This window comes from Devosia sp. Z6_126, from assembly GCF_058133495.1.
Genome location: NZ_JBYUNO010000003.1, coordinates 858,884 through 877,512 on the forward strand (window position 1 = coordinate 858,884; position 18,629 = coordinate 877,512).

The 18,629-nt window shown below is 63.8% G+C and carries 17 protein-coding genes; 9 read left to right on the forward strand and 8 right to left on the reverse strand.

All coding sequences use genetic code 11. The features are described from left to right. Window positions 1-24: 24 nt before the first annotated feature. The 3 genes from AC3YOG_RS16390 to AC3YOG_RS16400 all read right to left on the reverse strand — a co-directional run bounded on the left by AC3YOG_RS16390 (window position 25) and on the right by AC3YOG_RS16400 (window position 3,150). Window positions 25-1,980, reverse strand: coding sequence for a DEAD/DEAH box helicase (locus AC3YOG_RS16390; protein ID WP_489935843.1), 1,956 nt, complete (start codon window positions 1,978-1,980; stop codon window positions 25-27). A 253-nt stretch (window positions 1,981-2,233) separates the two neighbouring features. Continuing rightward, a complete protein-coding gene (gene ndk, locus AC3YOG_RS16395; RefSeq protein WP_127754317.1) occupies window positions 2,234-2,656 on the reverse strand; it encodes a nucleoside-diphosphate kinase in 423 nt (140 codons plus the stop codon). 119 nt (window positions 2,657-2,775) lie between these two features. Next, window positions 2,776-3,150 carry a hypothetical protein gene (locus AC3YOG_RS16400; protein WP_127754318.1) on the reverse strand — a complete coding sequence of 125 codons (375 nt, stop codon included), beginning with the start codon at window positions 3,148-3,150 and terminating at the stop codon, window positions 2,776-2,778. A gap of 221 nt (window positions 3,151-3,371) precedes the next feature. Between AC3YOG_RS16400 and AC3YOG_RS16405 the strand changes: the two genes are divergently transcribed. The 3 genes from AC3YOG_RS16405 (at window position 3,372) to AC3YOG_RS16415 (ending at window position 6,565) form a co-directional block, all read left to right on the forward strand. Then, window positions 3,372-5,234 carry an ABC-F family ATP-binding cassette domain-containing protein gene (locus AC3YOG_RS16405; protein WP_489935844.1) on the forward strand — a complete coding sequence of 621 codons (1,863 nt, stop codon included), beginning with the start codon at window positions 3,372-3,374 and terminating at the stop codon, window positions 5,232-5,234. Next, window positions 5,231-5,662, forward strand: coding sequence for a cupin domain-containing protein (locus AC3YOG_RS16410; protein ID WP_489935845.1), 432 nt, complete (start codon window positions 5,231-5,233; stop codon window positions 5,660-5,662). The genes AC3YOG_RS16405 and AC3YOG_RS16410 overlap by 4 nt, the downstream gene beginning before the upstream one ends. A gap of 78 nt (window positions 5,663-5,740) precedes the next feature. After that, entirely contained in the window at window positions 5,741-6,565 is an 825-nt protein-coding gene (locus AC3YOG_RS16415) for a DUF4344 domain-containing metallopeptidase (protein WP_489935846.1), read from the forward strand. Here AC3YOG_RS16415 and AC3YOG_RS16420 read toward each other — a convergent pair whose 3' ends face one another. The 3 genes from AC3YOG_RS16420 to AC3YOG_RS16430 are packed head-to-tail and all read right to left on the reverse strand — an operon-like array spanning window position 6,566 to window position 9,121. Beyond that, the gene (locus tag AC3YOG_RS16420) at window positions 6,566-7,126 is read right to left on the reverse strand and encodes a YitT family protein (protein ID WP_489935930.1); all 561 of its coding nucleotides are present in this window, start codon (window positions 7,124-7,126) and stop codon (window positions 6,566-6,568) included. A gap of 53 nt (window positions 7,127-7,179) precedes the next feature. Then, entirely contained in the window at window positions 7,180-7,626 is a 447-nt protein-coding gene (locus tag AC3YOG_RS16425) for a DNA polymerase III subunit chi (protein ID WP_489935847.1), read from the reverse strand. Window positions 7,627-7,645: 19 nt separating this feature from the next. Next, on the reverse strand, window positions 7,646-9,121 hold the full coding sequence (locus AC3YOG_RS16430; RefSeq protein WP_489935848.1) for a leucyl aminopeptidase: 1,476 nt from the start codon (window positions 9,119-9,121) through the stop codon (window positions 7,646-7,648). A 208-nt stretch (window positions 9,122-9,329) separates the two neighbouring features. Here AC3YOG_RS16430 and AC3YOG_RS16435 point away from each other — a divergent pair, with 208 nt between their 5' ends. The 6 genes from AC3YOG_RS16435 (at window position 9,330) to rsmA (ending at window position 16,675) form a co-directional block, all read left to right on the forward strand. Then, window positions 9,330-10,391, forward strand: coding sequence for an LptF/LptG family permease (locus AC3YOG_RS16435; RefSeq protein WP_489935849.1), 1,062 nt, complete (start codon window positions 9,330-9,332; stop codon window positions 10,389-10,391). Next, a complete protein-coding gene (locus AC3YOG_RS16440) occupies window positions 10,388-11,458 on the forward strand; it encodes an LptF/LptG family permease (RefSeq protein WP_489935850.1) in 1,071 nt (356 codons plus the stop codon). Before AC3YOG_RS16435 ends, AC3YOG_RS16440 begins: the two co-directional genes overlap by 4 nt. Then, window positions 11,455-13,758: an LPS-assembly protein LptD gene (locus tag AC3YOG_RS16445; protein ID WP_489935851.1), complete on the forward strand. Its 2,304-nt coding sequence runs from the start codon at window positions 11,455-11,457 to the stop codon at window positions 13,756-13,758. Before AC3YOG_RS16440 ends, AC3YOG_RS16445 begins: the two co-directional genes overlap by 4 nt. 93 nt (window positions 13,759-13,851) lie before the next feature. After that, the gene (locus AC3YOG_RS16450; protein ID WP_172125349.1) at window positions 13,852-14,760 is read left to right on the forward strand and encodes a SurA N-terminal domain-containing protein; all 909 of its coding nucleotides are present in this window, start codon (window positions 13,852-13,854) and stop codon (window positions 14,758-14,760) included. Between the two features lie 38 nt (window positions 14,761-14,798). Next, window positions 14,799-15,809, forward strand: a complete 1,011-nt coding sequence (gene pdxA, locus AC3YOG_RS16455; protein WP_489935852.1) for a 4-hydroxythreonine-4-phosphate dehydrogenase PdxA — start codon at window positions 14,799-14,801, stop codon at window positions 15,807-15,809. Continuing rightward, window positions 15,806-16,675, forward strand: a complete 870-nt coding sequence (gene rsmA / locus AC3YOG_RS16460) for a 16S rRNA (adenine(1518)-N(6)/adenine(1519)-N(6))-dimethyltransferase RsmA (RefSeq protein ID WP_489935853.1) — start codon at window positions 15,806-15,808, stop codon at window positions 16,673-16,675. The genes pdxA and rsmA overlap by 4 nt, the downstream gene beginning before the upstream one ends. Window positions 16,676-16,680: 5 nt before the next feature. On the opposite strand, the gene AC3YOG_RS16465 is transcribed toward rsmA, so the two are convergent. Together AC3YOG_RS16465 and gmk are read right to left on the reverse strand one after the other, a co-directional pair. After that, window positions 16,681-17,916, reverse strand: a complete 1,236-nt coding sequence (locus AC3YOG_RS16465) for an MFS transporter (protein WP_489935854.1) — start codon at window positions 17,914-17,916, stop codon at window positions 16,681-16,683. Window positions 17,917-17,975: 59 nt separating this feature from the next. After that, the gene (gmk, locus tag AC3YOG_RS16470; RefSeq protein WP_248305141.1) at window positions 17,976-18,614 is read right to left on the reverse strand and encodes a guanylate kinase; all 639 of its coding nucleotides are present in this window, start codon (window positions 18,612-18,614) and stop codon (window positions 17,976-17,978) included. Window positions 18,615-18,629 lie beyond the last annotated feature (15 nt).

Genomic DNA, 18,629 nt, shown 5'->3' on the forward strand with positions numbered 1-18,629 from the left:
GCAATCAGTTCAGTTGCAAAAGGATCAAACCTGCGGCTTGCGCTTGGGCTTGTGGTCCTTGCTCTTGGGCGCCTTGGACTTGTCGGCCCGGGCTGCGGGGGCATCGCCCTTGGCAGCCCATTTCGGCTTGCCCTTGTCCTTGGCCGGAGGGGCCTTGGGACGCGGGGCGCGGGGCTTGTCGGCCGCAGGAGCAGCCGTAGCACCCGCCGGGTCCCAGGCGCCGGTCGGGGCAGCAGCGAAATCGTCGGGCTGCAACTCGGAGGAGCCATAACGAGCCTGGCGATCAGCGCGGCCGGGGCGTGGCGCATCGGGGTCAAAGCGCTCGATTGGACCGGCGGGACGGCGCTGCGAGGGCGGCGGGCCGGCGCGGCGTTCGCCCGGACCATCGACCGGGGCAATGGTGACGCCGCGTTCGCCCGAGCCATTCTTTTCGATGCTGCGGGCAAAGGCGTCGGCCTTTTGCGCGGCGACCTCGAAGATGGATTCGGTATCAAAGATGCGTATCGAGCCAATGGCGGTCTTGGTGACATTGCCGGCCTTGCACAGCATGGGCAAAAGCCAGCGGGGTTCGGCCTTGTGCTTGCGCCCGACCGTGACCTTGAACCAGGTGCCGCCCTCGAATTTTTCGCGGGTGCGTGGGTCCTTGTCACCGGGCTTATCGAACACGGGGATGTCGCTGACGTCCTCGGGAGCCGGACGTGCGGCAAGCTGCTGGCGCAGATAAGCCGCGGCAATGGCTTCAGGCGCATGACGCTCCAGAAGCTGGGCGACAAAGGCGGTTTCTTCCTCGGCGATGGGCTTGCTCAGCATCTCGTTGGACAAAATGCTTTCGCGGTAGCGCGCCTCGATCTCCTCGGCCGATGGCGGGGCCATCATGGACACATCGAGCTTGGCGGTCTTGAGGATGCGCTGGGCGACATTGCGCCGATGCGTCGGGGAAATGATGACGCAGGTGCCCTTGCGCCCGGCCCGGCCGGTACGGCCCGAACGGTGCAGGAGCGTATCGGGATTGGTGGGCAGATCGGCGTGGATCACGAGATCCAGATTAGGCAGGTCGATGCCGCGGGCCGCAACGTCGGTGGCGACACAGATATGGGCGCGCCCGTCGCGCATGGCCTGGAGCGCATTGGTTCGCTCGGCCTGCGAGAGTTCGCCCGAAAGGGTCACGACATCAAAGCCGCGATTATGCAGCCGCGCCGAGAGATGCTTGACGCCTTCGCGGGTGGAGGCAAAGACGATGGTGTTGACCGCCTCGAAGTAGAGGAGCGTGTTGATGATGGCGTTTTCGCGCTCGGCAGCGGGCACCAGCATCAGCTTGTAGTCGATATCGGCATGCTGCTCGGTGGCCGAGGTGGCCGAAATGCGCAGCGCGTCGCGCTGGAAGGTTTTGGCCAGCTGCGCGATGGGCTTGGGAACGGTCGCCGAGAACAGCAGCGTGCGGCGCTCTTCGGGCGCGGCATCAAGAATGAATTCGAGATCTTCGCGGAAACCCAGATCGAGCATCTCGTCGGCTTCATCGAGCACGACGGCGCGCAGCGCCGACATGTCGAGAGCGCCACGGGTGATGTGGTCGCGCAGACGCCCCGGAGTGCCGACAACGATATGGGCGCCCCGCTCCAGCGCCCGGCGCTCGGTGCGGGCATCCATGCCGCCAACGCAGGACGCGGTCTTGGCGCCGGTTTCGGCATAAAGCCATTCCAGCTCGCGCTGCACCTGCAGGGCCAATTCGCGGGTCGGGGCAATAAGTAGGGCCAGCGGCGCGCCAACGGAGGTAAAATGGTCTTCATCGCCCAGGAGGGTTGGCGCGATGGCCATGCCAAAGGCGACGGTCTTGCCCGAACCGGTCTGGGCGGAAACCAGCAGGTCGCGCCCCGCGGTTTCCTCTTCGACCATCGCCGACTGGACGGGGGTCAGCGTGTCATAGCCCTTGGCCACGAGGGCGCGGGCGAGCGGGGCAAGGATAGTTTCAGGCAAGGACATTTCTGGCTTTCTGGACGCCGCCAATCATTGGCGTCATGGCCCGCGCGGCAGTGAGCCGTTGGTCGCGGATAGGGTAAAGGAGGCTCCTGCATTGGCAGGAACAAACGCCGTGGTGGTTGGAGGCACAGCACACAGCAAAGCAAAAGGCCGCCCCGAGGGCGGCCCGAAGGCTGTCCAAGCGCATTAAGCACAAAACCGGCGCCCTGTCACCCCGGCCAGCAGCCGGGACGACATTGCGCACAAGGCTTTTGGCTTAGCCGACGATCTCGTCTTCGGTGAAGAAGAACTTGATTTCTTCGGCAGCGGTTTCGGGAGCGTCCGAACCGTGCACCGAGTTTTCGCCGATCGAGAGGGCAAATTCCTTGCGGATCGTGCCGGGAGCGGCATTTTCCGGATTGGTCGCGCCCATCACTTCACGGTTCTTGAGGATGGCGCCTTCGCCTTCCAGAACCTGAACCACGACGGGCGACGCGATCATCTGCTCGACCAGTTCGCCAAAGAAGGGGCGTTCCTTGTGCACGGCGTAAAAGCCTTCGGCCTGTTCGCGCGTCATGTGGATCTTCTTGAGGGCGATCGGACGCAGGCCCGCTTCCTCGAACTTGGCAATGATCTTGCCGATCAGGTTGCGGCGGACGGCATCGGGCTTGATGATGGAAAAGGTGCGTTCGAGCGCCATAGCGGGCTGATCCCTTGATTGTTGTTGTTGGAAGGTGGCGCGCTTTTAGCTGCACTCTGTGTCCGACACAAGACGGCCGCGCTCAAAGGAACGCGGCCGCTGGGGATTGGCAAAAAGGATCAATCGTCGACCGTGGTGGTTCCGGTGGCAAGCGTTGCCCCATCAGGGCCGATCAGGGTGATGTTGACCGTGTTGACGGTGCCATCGACGGGCACGGTCTGGTCCACTTCCTGCTCGGTCTGCATGGCGGTGCAATTATCCCCTGTCCGAGTGACCGGGAAAGTGATGTCGAGCACGCCATCGATGGCATCGTTGAGTTCGGCCATGCCCACCTGGTCGCAGGAGCTGCCCATATACTCGAATTCGATCTCCATCTGCGTCTGGTCAATGCGGTCAGCATCCAGATCGTCGATGGACGCAGCGTCCTGGGCGAAAGCCGCTCCAGTGGTCGCCAGAACGAGGCCGGCGGCAAGGTTCAGGGCAAAGTGCTTCATGCTGAGTTCCTTTCGAGTGAAGAGCTTGTCAGGACACCAACGCATGGGCCGCGCAGGTGGATGCGCGACAATGGGGCACGGCCATGCAGGGCTGGCGGTTGCCATAACGGACACTTAACTCTATCCAACATTCCAAAGACAGTTTTGCCGCGGCGTTTGACCCACCCGCCTTGTTCCGCAGCGCTTTGTGCTGCCTTCTCGATTCAGAAATTGCTTGCGCCATGCTCACCATCAACAATCTCACCTACCGCATCCAGGGCCGCGAGCTGTTCGAGGACGCATCGGTGGTGCTGCCGACCGGCTCCAAGACCGGCTTTGTGGGCAAGAACGGCACGGGCAAGACCACGCTGTTCCACCTGATCCAGGGCCATATCCACCTCGATGCCGGCTCGATCGAGCTCAACAAGAAGGCGCGGATCGGCGCCGTTGCGCAGGAAGCGCCGGCGGGCGACGAGAGCGTGCTCGAAGTGGTGCTGGCCGCCGATACCGAGCGCACCGCGCTGATGGCGGAAGCGGAAACCGCTGATGATCCCGACCGGATCGGCGAGATCTATATTCGCCTGGCCGATATCGATGCCCACACCGCCGAAGCGCGCGCCTCATCCATTCTCAAGGGGCTTGGCTTCGAGCAGGACCGGCAGAACGCGCCCACGCGCGAACTGTCGGGCGGCTGGCGCATGCGCGTGGCGCTGGCGGGCGTGTTGTTCAGCCAGCCCGATCTGCTGCTGCTCGACGAGCCCACCAACTATCTCGATCTCGAGGGTACGCTGTGGCTCGAGAAATATCTCGCCACCTATCCCTATACCGTCTTCATGATCAGCCACGATCGCGACCTGCTCAACAAGTCGGTGAGCTCGATCATCCATCTCGAGCACAAGAAGCTGACCTTCTACAAAGGCAATTACGACACCTTTGAGAATACGCGCCGCATGCAGATGGAGCTCAACAACAAGAGCCGCGACAAGACGCTCGACCAGATCGCGCATATGCAAAAATTCGTCGATCGCTTCAAGGCCAAGGCCACCAAGGCCAAGCAGGCCCAGGCGCGTGTCAAAATGATCGAGAAGCTGCGTCCACCCGCCGCGATGTTCGATGAATATGCGGCGCCCTTCACCTTCCAGCAGCCCAAGATCGAGCCCCCTACCCCCATGATCACGCTGGATGGCGTTTCGGCGGGCTATGGCAACAAGACGATTTTGCGCAACATCAATATGCGCATCGATCCCGAGGACCGGATCGCGCTGGTCGGCGTCAACGGCAACGGTAAATCCACCTTCGCCAAGCTGCTGGCCGGCGACATTCCGGTGATGGGCGGCTCGTTCAACAAGGGCAAGAAGCTCGAGATCGCCCATTTCGCCCAGCACCAGATGGACAAGCTCAAGCCCGAATGGACCCCGTTCGAGCATGTGATCGAGCTGATGCCCACCGACAGCGAAGCCAAGCGCCGCTCGCGGCTGAGCCAGATGGGCCTGACCAAATCGCGCATGGATACCCCAGCCAAGAACCTTTCGGGTGGCGAGCGCGCGCGTTTGCTGATGGGCCTCATCACCTTTGGCGGCCCGGGCATGATGATCCTTGACGAGCCCACCAACCATCTCGACATCGACAGCCGCGATGCGCTGGTGCATGCGCTCAACGAATATGAAGGGGCCGTGCTGATCATCTCGCACGACCGCCATCTGGTGGAAGCTACCTGCGACACGCTCTGGATCGCCGAAGGCGGCACGATCAAGCAGCTCGACGAGGATCTCGACAGCTACCAGCGCTCCATCACCGGCGCCAAGGAAAGCCGGGGCGGCACCAAGGAAGACCGCAAGGCGGCCAAGGCGCAGGCCGCGGCCCGCCGCGCCGAGATCGCGCCGATCAAGGCCTCGATCAAGGACGTGGAAGCCAAGATCAGCCGGCTCAAGACCGAGATCGGCAAGATCGACGCCCAGCTTGAGGACCCCAAGGTTTATAACGGCCCCGCCGACAAGGTGGTGACCCTGGGCAAGGACAAGGCGCGCTTGAACGCCCAGCTCGAGGAGGCCGAGGAAAACTGGCTGACCCTGAGCGCCGACCTCGAAAGCATGGAGGGGGCATGATCGGCCGCACTGCCGCCGAGGTGATTGCCCTATTGGGGCTCGAGCGGCACCCCGAGGGTGGCTGGTATGTACAAAGCTTTGCCGACAAGGCGGCGCCCGGCGGCCGCGCGCATTCCACCGCGATCTATTTCTTGCTCGAGGGCGGGCAGCGCTCGCACTGGCACCGGGTCGATGCCGCCGAAGTCTGGCACTGGTATGCCGGCGCGCCCCTGACCCTCGAGATTGCCGACGACACCGGCGCCTGGGCGCTGACCCTGGGGGGCGACCTCTTTGCCGGCGAGCGCCCGCAGGCGGTGGTGCCGCCCGGGGCCTGGCAGGCGGCGAGCAGCAGCGGGAACTGGACGCTGGTGGGCTGCACGGTGGCGCCGGGCTTTGAGTTCGCCCGGTTTGAGCTCGCGGCGCCCGGCTGGAGCCCTACGGAGCGTTAAGCCTGCCGCCCGGCCGGCGTTGACACAAGGCCCTCCCCCGCTATTGCTGAGGTGGGATCACTCACCGGAAAGACGGATATGCGCTTCTTGGGCCCGGGCCTTGCCGCCGCCGTCTTGTTGCTGCTGGCCTTGGCGACCGGGGGTGCGCAGGCGCAGCCGCTGAGCGACTCCGAGCGGCGGGCACGGGTTATCGAATTTGCCGCCAACAACAGCTTGTTCGTGCTGTATCACGAAATGGCGCATCTGCTGGTGCATCAGCTCGGCCTGCCGGTGCTGGGGCGCGAAGAGGATGCCGCGGACAACATGGCGACTTGGACGCTGCTCAACCAGGGCACGCCCCACGCCGAAGCCGTGCTGGCCGATGCAGCGCGCGGCTGGCTGCTGTCGGGGCTGGTCTATGGCGCCAAGCTCGATGATACCGATTACTACGACAATCACAGCCTGGATCGGCAGCGCGCGTTCGGGATCGTGTGTCTGATGGTGGGCAGCGACGCGCGCGCTTTTGCCCCCATCGCCAATGCCTATGCCATCGACGAGGGGCGGCAAGGCACCTGTCCGGATGACTACCGGCTGGTGAACCGCAGTTTGGCCAAGCTCCTGGCGGGGCGGGACCGCAAGAAAAGCAAGACCCGGGTCGAGGTGTCCTACCAGAGCGTGAGCGGACGGCTCAAAGGGGCGGCGGATGCCTTCAAGGCCAGCGGCGTCTTCGAGCAGGTGGCGGATGAATTGCGCGGGCATTACAGCCTGCACAAACCGGTGCAGCTCAACGCCAAGCGTTGTGGGGAAGCCAACGCCTTTTATGATCCGCAAACGCGCGAGATCATCTTTTGCTACGAGATGATGCAGGACTATATGCAGCTTTATACCAGCCAAAAGCCCGGCAAGGCCGTCCCTGCGCTCTAGTCAGCTAAAGCCGACATATCGGCCGGCGCGATGATTGGTGGCAATGATGAGATTGAGCACCAGCGCGCCCAGCAGGGAATACAGCACCCGGTCGAGCGGCAGGATGAAGAAGGCGGCGAGCAGGATCACCGCGTCGATCCCCAGCTGCACATAGCCGGCGCGAATGCCGAAATTTTCCTGCAGATACAGCGCGAGTATATTGATGCCGCCCACGCTCGCCTTGTGCCGGAACAGCGACAAAATCCCCAGCCCCATCATGCCGCCACCCATGAGCGCGGCGTAGAGCGGCTCGATGCGCCCGATATCGAGCCAGGTGGGGATGGCGGAAGAGAAGAACGACACCAGCAAAACGCAGCAAAAGGTCTTAAGCGCAAAGGGCCAGCCCATGCGCAGCACCGCCAGCACGTAGAATGGCAGGTTGATGACGAAGAACAGCGGGCCAAAGCTCAAGCCAGTGCCGTATTGCAAAAGGAGGGCAAGACCCGCCGTGCTGCCGGTGATGAGGGTGGCTTCGGCGTAGAATACGATGCCCAGCCCCACCAGCATGGTGCCGATCAGCATGGCGAAGATGTCTTCGGCAAGGCTGTGGCGGCTGGGCGCGCCGAGGTCCGGGGTCAAGCGCGTTTGCTCCAGCGTCCGTCCTGGTTTTGCTGCCAGTAGGTGACGGTATTGCCCGGCGTCAGCGCCCGCCAGGCGAGGCGCGCTTCGGCCACGGCATCGGGATCGTGCCCGGAGAATAGATAAACGAGCCGCTGATAGCCCTCGGCCGATTGCGGCACCGCGCGCTCAACGAAAAAGCGCACTGCCGCCCCGTTGGGGTTGTCGCCCGTCGTGGTCAACAGCACGGGCTGGAGCGGATCGGTGTCTTCGCCAGCCAGACCATGAGGCAGGAAACTGTCGTCGCGATAGGTCCACAGATGCGCCTCGAGCGCTTCGGCGCGCTCGGAGCTGCCGATTTCCACCACCGCTCGCCAGCCGCGCTCGAGGGTTTTTTCCAACAATTGGGGCAGCACCGCTTCCAGCGGGCGCTGCTCCAGATGGTAAAACAGAACTTCGGCCATGCCAGCTCCGATGCGCGGCTCAGTTCTCGTAGAAGTCCCGGACCAGCCGGTCCAGCAGCGCCACGCCAAAGCCCGGCGCCCAGGACGAGTTGATCTCGCTATTGCCGGCGCCAAAGGCCATGCCGGCAATATCGAGATGGGCCCAGGGCACATCATTGACGAAATGCTGCAGGAAATGGGCGGCTGTGATCGAGCCCGCCGGGCGGCCGCCAGTGTTCTTGATATCGGCAAAGCGCGACTCGATGAGCTTTTCATAGGCCGGCGACAGCGGCAGGCGCCAGAGCTTTTCATTGGCGGCAAGCCCGGCATTGAGCAGCTGGATCGAGAGCTCGTCATTGTTGGAGAACAGACCCGCATGATCATGGCCGAGCGCCACGATGATCGCCCCGGTCAGGGTCGCCAGATTGATCATGAAGCGCGGCTTGAAGCGCTGCTGGGTGTACCAGAGCGCATCGGCCAGCACGAGCCGGCCTTCGGCATCGGTATTGATCACTTCGATCGTGGTGCCCGACATCGCCTTGACGATATCGCCCGGGCGCACCGCAGTGGCCGAGGGCATGTTTTCAACGAGGCCAATCACGCCCACGGCGTTGACCGGCGCCTTGCGCTTGGCGAGCGCCAGCATCAATCCGGTAACGGCCGCAGCGCCGCCCATATCGCCCTTCATGTCTTCCATGCTGGCAGCGGGCTTGATGGAAATGCCGCCGCTGTCGAAGACGACGCCCTTGCCGACAAAGGCGAGTGGGGCGGCATCTACATCGCCGCCACGCCACTGCATGATGGCAAGGCGAGCCGGACGGGCCGAGCCTTGAGCCACGCAGAGCAGCGATTCCATGCCCAGCCGCTTCATATCCTCGGGCAGGAGGATCTCGACATTGATGCCGTATTCGCTCAGTTCGGAAACACGGTCGGCAAACTCGACGGGTCCCAGCACATTGGCCGGCTCGTTGACAAGCTCGCGCGCCAGGAGCGTGCCGTCAACCACCGCGCCACGATCGGCAATGGCGATGTCTGCCGCCGCAGGATCGGCAACATGGAGGGTGACGGCAAGATCGGCCGGTGCATCCTCGCGTACGGCCTTGTATTTATCGAACTTGTATTGGCGCAGCCGTAGCCCGGCCGCGAGTTCGGCGATGGCGGCGGGGGTTGCGCCGGCCTCATCGACGACGACGGCAACCGTGGGCACGCGGCTGGCCAGAATCTTGGCCATCAGCGAGCCGCCGCGGTCGGTCCAGGCATTGAGCGGGGTTTCGCTGCCCCCGTTGCCGGCGCCCAGCACAAGGAGGCGCCCCGCAGCGGTCACCACATCGAGCCCCTGCCCCTGCTTGCCCGTAAAGGCGGCAGCCTTGCTCGCCTGGCTCCAGTCCAGCCCCGTCTGCGCCCACAAACCAGCGGCAGCGCCGGCGGGGGCTTGCCCTTCATGGGCGTAAACGATGACGAGAGGCGCAGCAGCGCCAGCCAGCGCTGCGGTGTGGAGATCAAACTGTTGGGGCATGGAATGGCCTTGTTGGCGAAATAGGCTCGCAGTGTGCGCAAAGGTTGAGGGGGACTTTCACGGGGTTTGCGGCCCGCGTCAATCCCGCAACAGCGGCGCGGCAAAGGGCCCCTGCGGCCGGGCCCCCGCTTGAACCGGGCAGGGAAAGGTCTCAAGGTCGTTCCGACAGTCCAAGAGTAGTGCGAGTTTCTGCCAGCCCATGAAGCGATTGACGAGATATGTGGCGGGCCTGTTCGTGCGCGATGCCGTAATCCTGTTTGGTGTGGTGTGCGTGCTGCTTTGGCTGGTCAACTGCCTGCGATCCTTTGACGTGGTGGCGGTCAAGGGACAGGATCTGCTGACGCTGGCGCTGCAGGCGCTGCTCACCATGCCGCCGCTAGCCTTGACCTTTGCTTATGTGTGCATCGGCATCGGCGTTGCCCGGGCGCTGCAGGCGCTGCAGAATAATCGCGAACTCCATATCATCCACACCAGCCATGGACTGGGATCGCTGTGGCGGGCGGCCGCGATGGTGGCAGCGGGCGGGATGATCTTCGTGCTGCTGCTGAGCAATTTTGTCGAGCCAATGGCCAATCGGCGGGTCAACCTGCTGCAAACCAGTATCGCGGCGGACCTCGTCAGCTCCACCCTCAAGCCCAAGCGCTTCACCCAGGTAACGCCTGGCGTGGTGCTGTTGATCGGTGGCCGCTCGGGCAATGGGGAAATCACCGATTTCTTTGCCGATGACCGGCGCGATCCGCGCACCGAGCGCACCTATATCGCCAGTTCGGCCCGGGTGGCACGGGACGGCGACAATTACATGCTCGAGCTGCGCGATGGCTCACTGCAATATACCGAAAGTACGGGGCAGTTCTCGCAGATCTCGTTTGCCCGCTATGACCTCAGCGTCGAGCGGCTAACGCAAACCCCCGAGGACAATTTCCGCTTCCGCGAGCAGGACAGCCTTTCCGCAGTCACTGAAGCACTGCAGAGCGGGCAATGGACGCCCGAGCTGCGCGCCGACCTGCTGGAGCGGCAAGCACCCGCGCTCAGCGTTCTGGGCATTTGTCTGCTGATGGTCGCGGTGCTTGGCTTTCCCAATGGCAGGCGCAGCAGGTTCACCGTGCCCATGGAAGCCTTGGTGATGCTGCTGGCTTTTGCCGAGCGGGGCGTGAGCTCCTATAGCCCATGGGGTCCGGCCACCGGAGGGATCGTGCTCATTGTCGCCGCCCTCCTGATCATCCTGATGCGCGCGCGGCCCCGGGCGCCGGGCAAGGTGGTGCCCGCATGAGCCGGATCGACCTCCTCGTGCTCACCCGGCTGGGCGGGCGCATCGCCACCATCGTTTTTGTGTTTTACGGGCTGATCGCCCTGGTGGAATCGCTCGACACCTGGCGCTTCAACTATGTGGCCGAAAGCCAGGGCGTGCCGCTCGCCATCCTGATGGTGGCGATGAGCGCGGTGCGCTGGACCATCAAGACCCTGCCCGTGACCGTGCTGCTGGGCGCAATCCTGGGCTTCCTCGATCTCAAGGCGCGCCATGAGCTGACCGTGATTGCCGCCAGCGGCATCTCCATCTGGCGCATCGTGCGCGCCCCCACCGTGGCGCTGATCTTGGTGAGCTTTGTCATTGCCCTGGGCGCCGAAACGATGAGCACCCAGATCAACCGTCAGCTTTATCCAACCTCCCCGGGCAAATCCTCCATGCTCACCGATGGGGACGATATCTGGCTCGAGCAGCGCAGCGGGGAGTTCCGCTATGTGCTGCTCGCCCGTGCCATGCAGCCGGGCGGCTCGGTGCTGGGGGATGTGACGGTCTATGCCCTCGGAGGCGAAATGCCCCCGCGCATCGAGGCACCCGAAGCGAAGTTGCGCGACGGGCAGTGGCTGATGCCGGAAGCGATCGTGCGCACGGCCGATGCCCCGGCACGGCTGATACGCGACTTCGCGCTGCCTACCACATCGAGCCCGGCCGAAATCAGCCTCAAGCTGGCCTCCACCGAAGACATGACCTTTTTCGAGCTGTCGCGCCTTGTGAGCGCGGGGATTGCCGATGAGGGCATCCGGGCGGCAGCGACAATGCGGCTGATCAAGCTGCTCTCCTTGCCGCTTGTGCTTACCGGATCGCTGTTCATTGCATTTGCATTTACTGCGGGTTATCGAAGGTCGGCTAACTATGGCCCCGCGGTTCTTTCGGGGATCGTTCTTGGGTTCGTTGTGTTCGTGATTACCGAGATGGCCGACCGCGCAGGGTCGACCGGCGTTCTCGACCCCACGTTTGCGGCAGTTGGACCGGCATTGGTGGCGATCGTTATTGGTGTAACGGTGCTGCTGTATAAGGAAGACGGGCGCGCGTGAGTAACAGGGGCTGGAACACAGGTTTGGTGTCGCCGCTCCGCAAGGCGGGTGCGGGTGCCCTGCTGGCGCTGGCCTTGTCCACGGGCGCCATGGCGCAGGGGCTGGTGCCGGCGCAGTTCTTCAATGCTCCCGTCGATCCCGAAGCCGCTGCAGCGGTGGAAGCCGATAATCTGCAATTTGATGCCCGCACCGGGATCATCACCGCTTCAGGCGATGTGGTGCTGAATTATAGCGGTTACACCGTTACCGGGCACAATCTCGTCTTCAACCGCAACAGCAACGATGTGCAGTTCACGGGGCCCGTGAGCGTGCGCGATCCCTCGGGCAATGTGGCACAGACTACCGATCTGCGCGTGACGGGGGGCATGAAGCAGGCCTTCATCAACGCCCTGACGATCACCACCTATGACGGCGCCCGGATCACGGCGGACAGCGTCGAATATGACGCGGCGCTGCGCACCCTTTTGAATGATGCCACCTATTCGCCCTGCGGCGATTGTATCGACGCCAAGGGACGGCGAATCGGCTGGTCGATGCGCGCGGCGCGCATCATCTCCAATGAGGAAGATGGCTCGCTGACGCTCGAGCAGCCCTCGCTGGCATTGCTGGGATTTCCCGTGGCGTGGCTGCCTTACCTATGGCTGCCCGATACCAGCGACAGCGCGCTGGCCAATGTCCGCATGCCATCGGTCGATTCCAGCGAAGAAATCGGGCTCAAGGTGGAAGTGCCCTTTGTGGCCTATTCCAACCAATGGACCGACATCATCCTGTCGCCCGCGCTGGTGAGCCGGCAGGGCCTGTTGCTGGGCGCCGAATGGATCCAGCGCTTCGACCAGGGCTCGTTCCGGATCAAGGCTTCAGGTATCTACCAGCTTCAACCGGACGCCTTCAGCTTCCCCGAAGCGCGCGAGGACTGGCGCGGAGCGGTGCAAAGCTCGGGCTCATTCCGGCCGGTCAAGGACTGGACGGTGGGTTGGTCCTACTCGGCCTTCACCGATGCGGCATTCTTCGAGGATTATCGCCTCGAAGAGCGCGAAGCTTCGGTCAACGAGGTTTATGCGACCAATGTGACGCGCGACACCTTTATCGATCTACGCCTGCAGCAGTTCACCCTGCTAGGAAAGGTGTCCGAAGCTGATCAGGACCGGCAGGGTGATGCCGTTCCCAGTGCGCGGTTCAACCATGTCGAGCGCCTCGCACCCGGCTGGGGCCAGGTCGAGGTGAGCGGACGCCTTTTAGGCGTACAGCGTGAGGGCGATCACCGCGCCTTTGCCAATAGTGTGCCCTATGTGTTCGGCTTTGCCGGCGACAAGACCCACGCCATGCTGCAGGGCGGCTGGCAGACGCAGTGGATCGGCGCCGGCGGCTTTGTCGCCACACCCTATCTGGGCGGGCGCCTCGATGCGGCCTATTACAATGGCGAAAGCACCTTGCCAGTGGCGCCCGATGAAACCACGCTCTGGAGCGCAACGCCAATCGCCGCCATGGATGTGCGCTTCCCGATGGCCGCGAGCGATGGCTCCACGGTGCATCTGGTGGAGCCGATCGGGCAACTGGTTTATCGCGGCTCGGACACTTCGCTTGTCGGCATCACCAATGACGACGCCCAAAGCTTTGTCTTCGATGACACCAATCTGTTTTCGTATAATCGCTTTTCGGGCAGCGATCGGCAGGAAACCGGGCTGCGCGCCAATATCGGCGGCCGTTATCTGGCTGACTTCGCCGATGGCAGTTATGTCGAGCTGATTGCCGGCCAGTCCTTCCATTTGGCGGGTGAGAATGCCTTTGTCACCGCCGATCCTGCATTCAGCAGCGCCCGGACCGGGCTTGAGGACGGGGCATCCTATGCGGTGCTGGGCGCTTATGGCGCCCTCAATCCCCATACCCGATTTGGCGGCAAGCTGCAGGTTGATACCCAAACCATGGACATCGCCCGCGCGGGGCTGGGGGCGAGTTTTTCGGCCGAAGGGTATTCGGCCGGTTTGGATTACTTCTATATTGCCGCCGCCCCCCAGGGTGGCGTGCTGCGCGACCAACATGAGATTGGCGCGCAAGTGGGCGTGCCCATCGCCGACTACTGGACGGTCAAGGCTGCCACCTATTGGGATCTCGCGGCCAATGAGTGGCTGCAGGTCAGCGGCGGCGTCGTATACGACGATGGCTATCTGGAACTGGGCGCCGGGGCGACCCTGACCGGGCCGACCCACACCTCCCCCGACGACACGCGCTTTACGGCATCGTTCCGCCTCAAGGCCCCGGCAGGACTCAACATCGGCTATTCCGGAGATGTGGGCCGATAGGTTACCGATTTTGGCCGTATTCGTGAGCAATTGACTCCACGATGTTCCCGCCCCATTGGAGGTGGGCAAGCGAACAACAGGCGGATAAGCGAGATGGCGGTTGGAAATTTGGCCCGCGCGGCCGGGGCTGTGATGATCGGCGCGCTGATGAGCTTTGGTTTGGCAATGCCGAGCTTGGCAGCCAATGTGAAGGTCACCGTGAACGGCACCCCCATCACCGACGTGCAGATTGCCCAGCGCGTCAAGCTGTTCGCCATTGAAGGCAACAAGACCGGCCAGCGCGGCGCCACCGAGCAGTTGATCGATGAAGCCATCCAGATGCAGGAAGCCGAGCGGCTCGGCATCGAGGTTTCGGGCGCACAGGTGGATGAAGGCATCCTCCAGATCGCACGTAACACCAAGCTCAGCCAGGACAAGCTGATCCAGATGCTGCAGCAAAGCGGCGTTAATATCGACACGCTGCGTGATCGGCTGGAAGCGGCTATTGCCTGGAACGGCGTGACCCAGGCGGCGATCATGCCCCAGGTGCAGATCTCGGACCTGGCGCTCGATCAGCAGGCGGCCAGCAAGGTCGCGGCCTATCAGAGCTTTGATTATATCCTCAAGGAAATCATCTTCGTGGCCCCGGGCGGCCAGGGCGCCGGCGCCCGCACTGCCCAGGCCAATCGCTACCGCAGCAGCTTTTCGGGCTGCGACAGCGCGGTGGAACTCTCGCTCGGCTTTACTGACGCGGCCGTGATCGATGTGGGCCGTCGGCACGCCACCCAGCTGCCCGAAGCCATTGCCAAGGAACTGGCCGGGCTCAACGCCGGCGGCATCACCAAGCCGCGCGTGGTGGAAACCGGCGTGTCGATGCTGGCGGTCTGCCAGAAGACGCAGGCGGAAGACCTGACCTTCATCAAGGGCGATCTGCGCGCCGAGGCGGGCAGCGACGCGCTCAAGGGACAGGTCGAGACCTATCTGGCCGATTTGCGCAAACGCGCCAAGATCATCTACAACTAATCAGGGCCCGCTTCGGCGGGCCTTTTGCTTTGGGGGGTATGGATTTGGCTCAGCCGCTGGCGATCAGCATGGGAGAACCGGCCGGGATTGGGCCTGACCTGATCTTGCAGTTGTTCGCGCGACGTCATGCGGAGGCCCTGCCCCCATTTTGCGTCTTTGGCGCATCCGAGTTCTTTCGCGCCCGTGCGGCTCGGCTGGGCCTCGATCTGGCGGTGGAGGAATGCACGCCCGCTGACGCGGCCGAGGTGTTCGCGCGGGCTTTGCCAGTGTCAGCAGTCGAAGGGCTGGTGCCAGACCATCCCGGCAAGACGAGCCCGTTGTCGGGCCAGGCGGTGATCCGCGCCATCGAGCAATCGGTGGCCGCGGTGCTGCGTGGCGACTGTCGTGGGCTAGTGACCGCGCCCATCCACAAGGCGGCGCTTTACCATGCCGGCTTCCGGCACCCCGGCCATACCGAATTTTTAGCCGAGCTTTGCGCGGGCGGCGGCAAGCCCAAGCTGCCGGTGATGATGCTGGCCCATGGCGACCTGCGGGCGGTGCCGGTCACCATTCACGTCCCAATCAAGGATGTGCCGGGGCTCCTCACCAAGGAGTTGATCGTTGAGACGGGCTGCGCCGTGCATCGCGATCTCAAGCACCGCTTCGGGATCGCCGAGCCGCGGATCGGGGTGGCCGGCCTCAACCCCCATGCGGGAGAAGGCGGCGCGATCGGACGCGAGGACCTGGAGATCGTGGGGCCGGCGGTCGCCGAGATGCGCTTCCAGGGCGTTGACGCAGTCGGCCCCATTCCCGCCGACACGCTGTTTTATCCGCCCTATTGGCGGCAATATGATGCGGTGATCGCCATGTATCACGACCAGGCGCTGATCCCGATCAAGACGGTGGCGTTTGAAGACGCGGTCAATGTTACATTAGGACTGCCGATCGTGCGCACCTCGCCCGACCATGGCACGGCGTTCGACCTGGCGGGCACCGGCAATGGGTCGACCCGCAGTTTTCTTGCGGCTATCCGGCTGGCCGACACCATGACGGAGCCGAGCAAGGTATGAGCCAGATCGATGACTTGCCCCCGCTGCGCGAAGTGATCGCTGAGCATGGGCTGCGCGCCAAAAAGGAACTCGGACAGAATTTCCTCCTCGACCTGAACCTCACCTCGCGCATTGCCCGCGTGGGCGGCTCGCTGGAAGGCGTGCGGGTGATCGAGGTGGGTCCGGGGCCTGGCGGGCTGACGCGCGCGCTGCTGGCCGAAGGGGCGCGCGAAGTGATCGCCATTGAGCGCGACCCACGCACGCTCCCTGCCCTCGCGCAGATTGCCCAAGCCTATCCTGGCCGGCTGACGGTAATCAGCGGCGACGCGCTGGAGATGGACTACCGTGCGCTGGCGGATGGGCCGACCCGCATCATTGCCAACCTGCCCTACAATATCGCAACGCCCCTGCTGACTGGATGGCTCACCGCCGAGCCCTGGCCGCCGTTCTGGGACAGCCTGACGCTGATGTTCCAGCGCGAAGTGGCCGAGCGGATCTGCGCCGCGCCGGGCGAGGATCCCTATGGCCGGCTTGGCGTCCTGGCCGGCTGGCGCACCGATGCGCGGATTGCCTTCAATGTGGGTCGGCAAGCCTTTGTGCCGCCCCCAAACGTGACATCCGCCGTGGTGCATCTCGTACCCAAGCCGGTGGACGACACCATTGCGGTCAAGCAGCTCGAACAGGTCACCAAGGCCGCGTTCGGACAGCGGCGCAAGATGGTGCGGCAAAGCCTGAAATCGCTGGGCGTGCCGTTGGAAGGCCTGCTCGCTGCCGCCGGGCTCAAGGGCGATGAACGTGCCGAGGATTTGCCGGTCAGTGCGTTTCTCGCCATGGCGCACGTACTGCCGCAGCTGCGCCAGACACCAGCAGCGGCCAGCCAGCAATAGGTCGGCTAGGCTCCGGTCGGGGCTGCAGGCACCGGCTGCTCGGATGGCAGCGGCGCAAGGCGGGTCAGGTGCAGCCCAACCAACAGGGCTGCCACTGCCGCCCCGCCGCTAACCAGCAGCACGCCGTTCCAGCCCCAGGCGACCCACGCATAGCCGCCCAGCGTGCCCAGCACCGATGAGCCCAGATAATAGCTGAACAGATAGATGGCGGAGGCCTGGGCGCGACCGACGCTGGCGCGGCGGGCAACCCATGCACTGGCAATGCCATGGGCGGCGAAATAGCCGGTGGTGGCAATGGCGAGCCCCAGAATGATCACCGGGGTTGACGGCACAAGGGTCAGGAACACCCCTAGCGCCATGACGAGCACCAAGGTCCAATACACCCGCCGCCGTCCGAGGCGCTGCGCGAGGCCGCCGGCCCAGGCCGAGCTGAAACTGCCCAGCAGGTAGACCACGAAAATGGCCGAGATGGCCGCATGGCTCAGCACAAAGGGCGGCAGCGCCAGCCGGAAGCCGACATAGTTGTAAAGGGTGACAAAGCTGCCCATCAACAGGAAGGCCGAGGCAAAGAGCCAGGGTAGCCCAGGATCACGGAATTGCAGGCGTACCAGCGCGGCAAGCTCACGCAGCGCAATGCGGCTGCGGCGTGAATTATGCGGCGCGGGAAGGAGCAGCACGACCACCAGAGCAGCGAGCGCGATGGCGGCGCCAAGAACCATGAGCGCGGGGCGCCAGCCAATGAGATCGGCAAGGATACCCGACAGCAGCCGCCCGGCCATGCCGCCAATGGCAGTGCCCCCGATGTAAAGCCCCATGGAAAAGCCCAAGGCTTCGGGGTCCATCTCCTCGGCGAGATAAACCATGGCGACCGCGGGCAGGCCGGAAAGGGTAAGGCCCATCAGGGTGCGGATGATGAGGAGCGCGCTCCAATTGGGCGCGAAGGGCAGGACGAGCCCCAAAGCCGCGGTGAGGAGAATGGCCCAGACCATCAGCGTGCGGCGCCCCAAGCGATCCGACACCCAGCTGGCGAGCAGGAGTGCGAGCGCCAAGGTGGCGGTGGTGCTGGAAAGCGCAAGGGAACTGGTGCCGGCGTCGAGCCCAAACTCGGCCGCCAGGATGGGCAGCAGCGGCTGCACGGAATACAGCGACGCGAAGATCGCGAAGGCGGACAGAAAGAACGCGATATTGGCGCGCACAAAGGCCGGGGTGCCACGGCGAATGATCTGCGTGCCGTTGGTCATGCCAGAAGTGCCTTGTCGCGCCGCGGGATATTGAGCTTAGAACCGCGCCCCGGCACCGCTCAAAGGGAATCGATCTGGTTCTGCAGATCCTTGACGAAATTATCGAGCTGCGTCAGCCGGCTCCGCTCGAGCCGTGCAGCGGCAAGGATGGAGCGCACCTTCTGGGTCGAAGCCTCCAGATCGTCATTGACGATGATATAGTCGTATTCGTTGTAGTGCTGCATCTCGAGCTTGGCGTTGCGCAGCCGCTTTTCGATCGTGCCCACGCTGTCCTGCGCGCGCCGCTCGAGCCGGGCGCGCAGCTCCTTGATGCTGGGGGGCAGGATGAACACGGTCACCATGTCCTTGCGGCTCTTTTCGTAGAGCTGCAGCGTGCCCTGGTAATCGACGTCAAACAGGATGTCGTTGCCGGCGGCCAGCTGCTCTTCCACCTTGGCGCGGGGGGTGCCGTAGAAATTGTCGTGCACCTGCGCCGATTCGAGCAATTCGCCATCGGCCTTCATGCGGTTGAAGGTGGGCACATCGATGAAATAGTAGTGCGTACCCTCGACCTCGTCGGTGCGGCGCGCTCGCGTTGTCACCGATACCGACAGCCGGATATTGGGGTCCTGCCCGAACAGGGAGCGCGAAATGGATGATTTACCCGCCCCAGAGGGCGAAGCAATCACCAGCATCACGCCGCGACGTTGAGATTCCATTGGGGCACGGCCTTG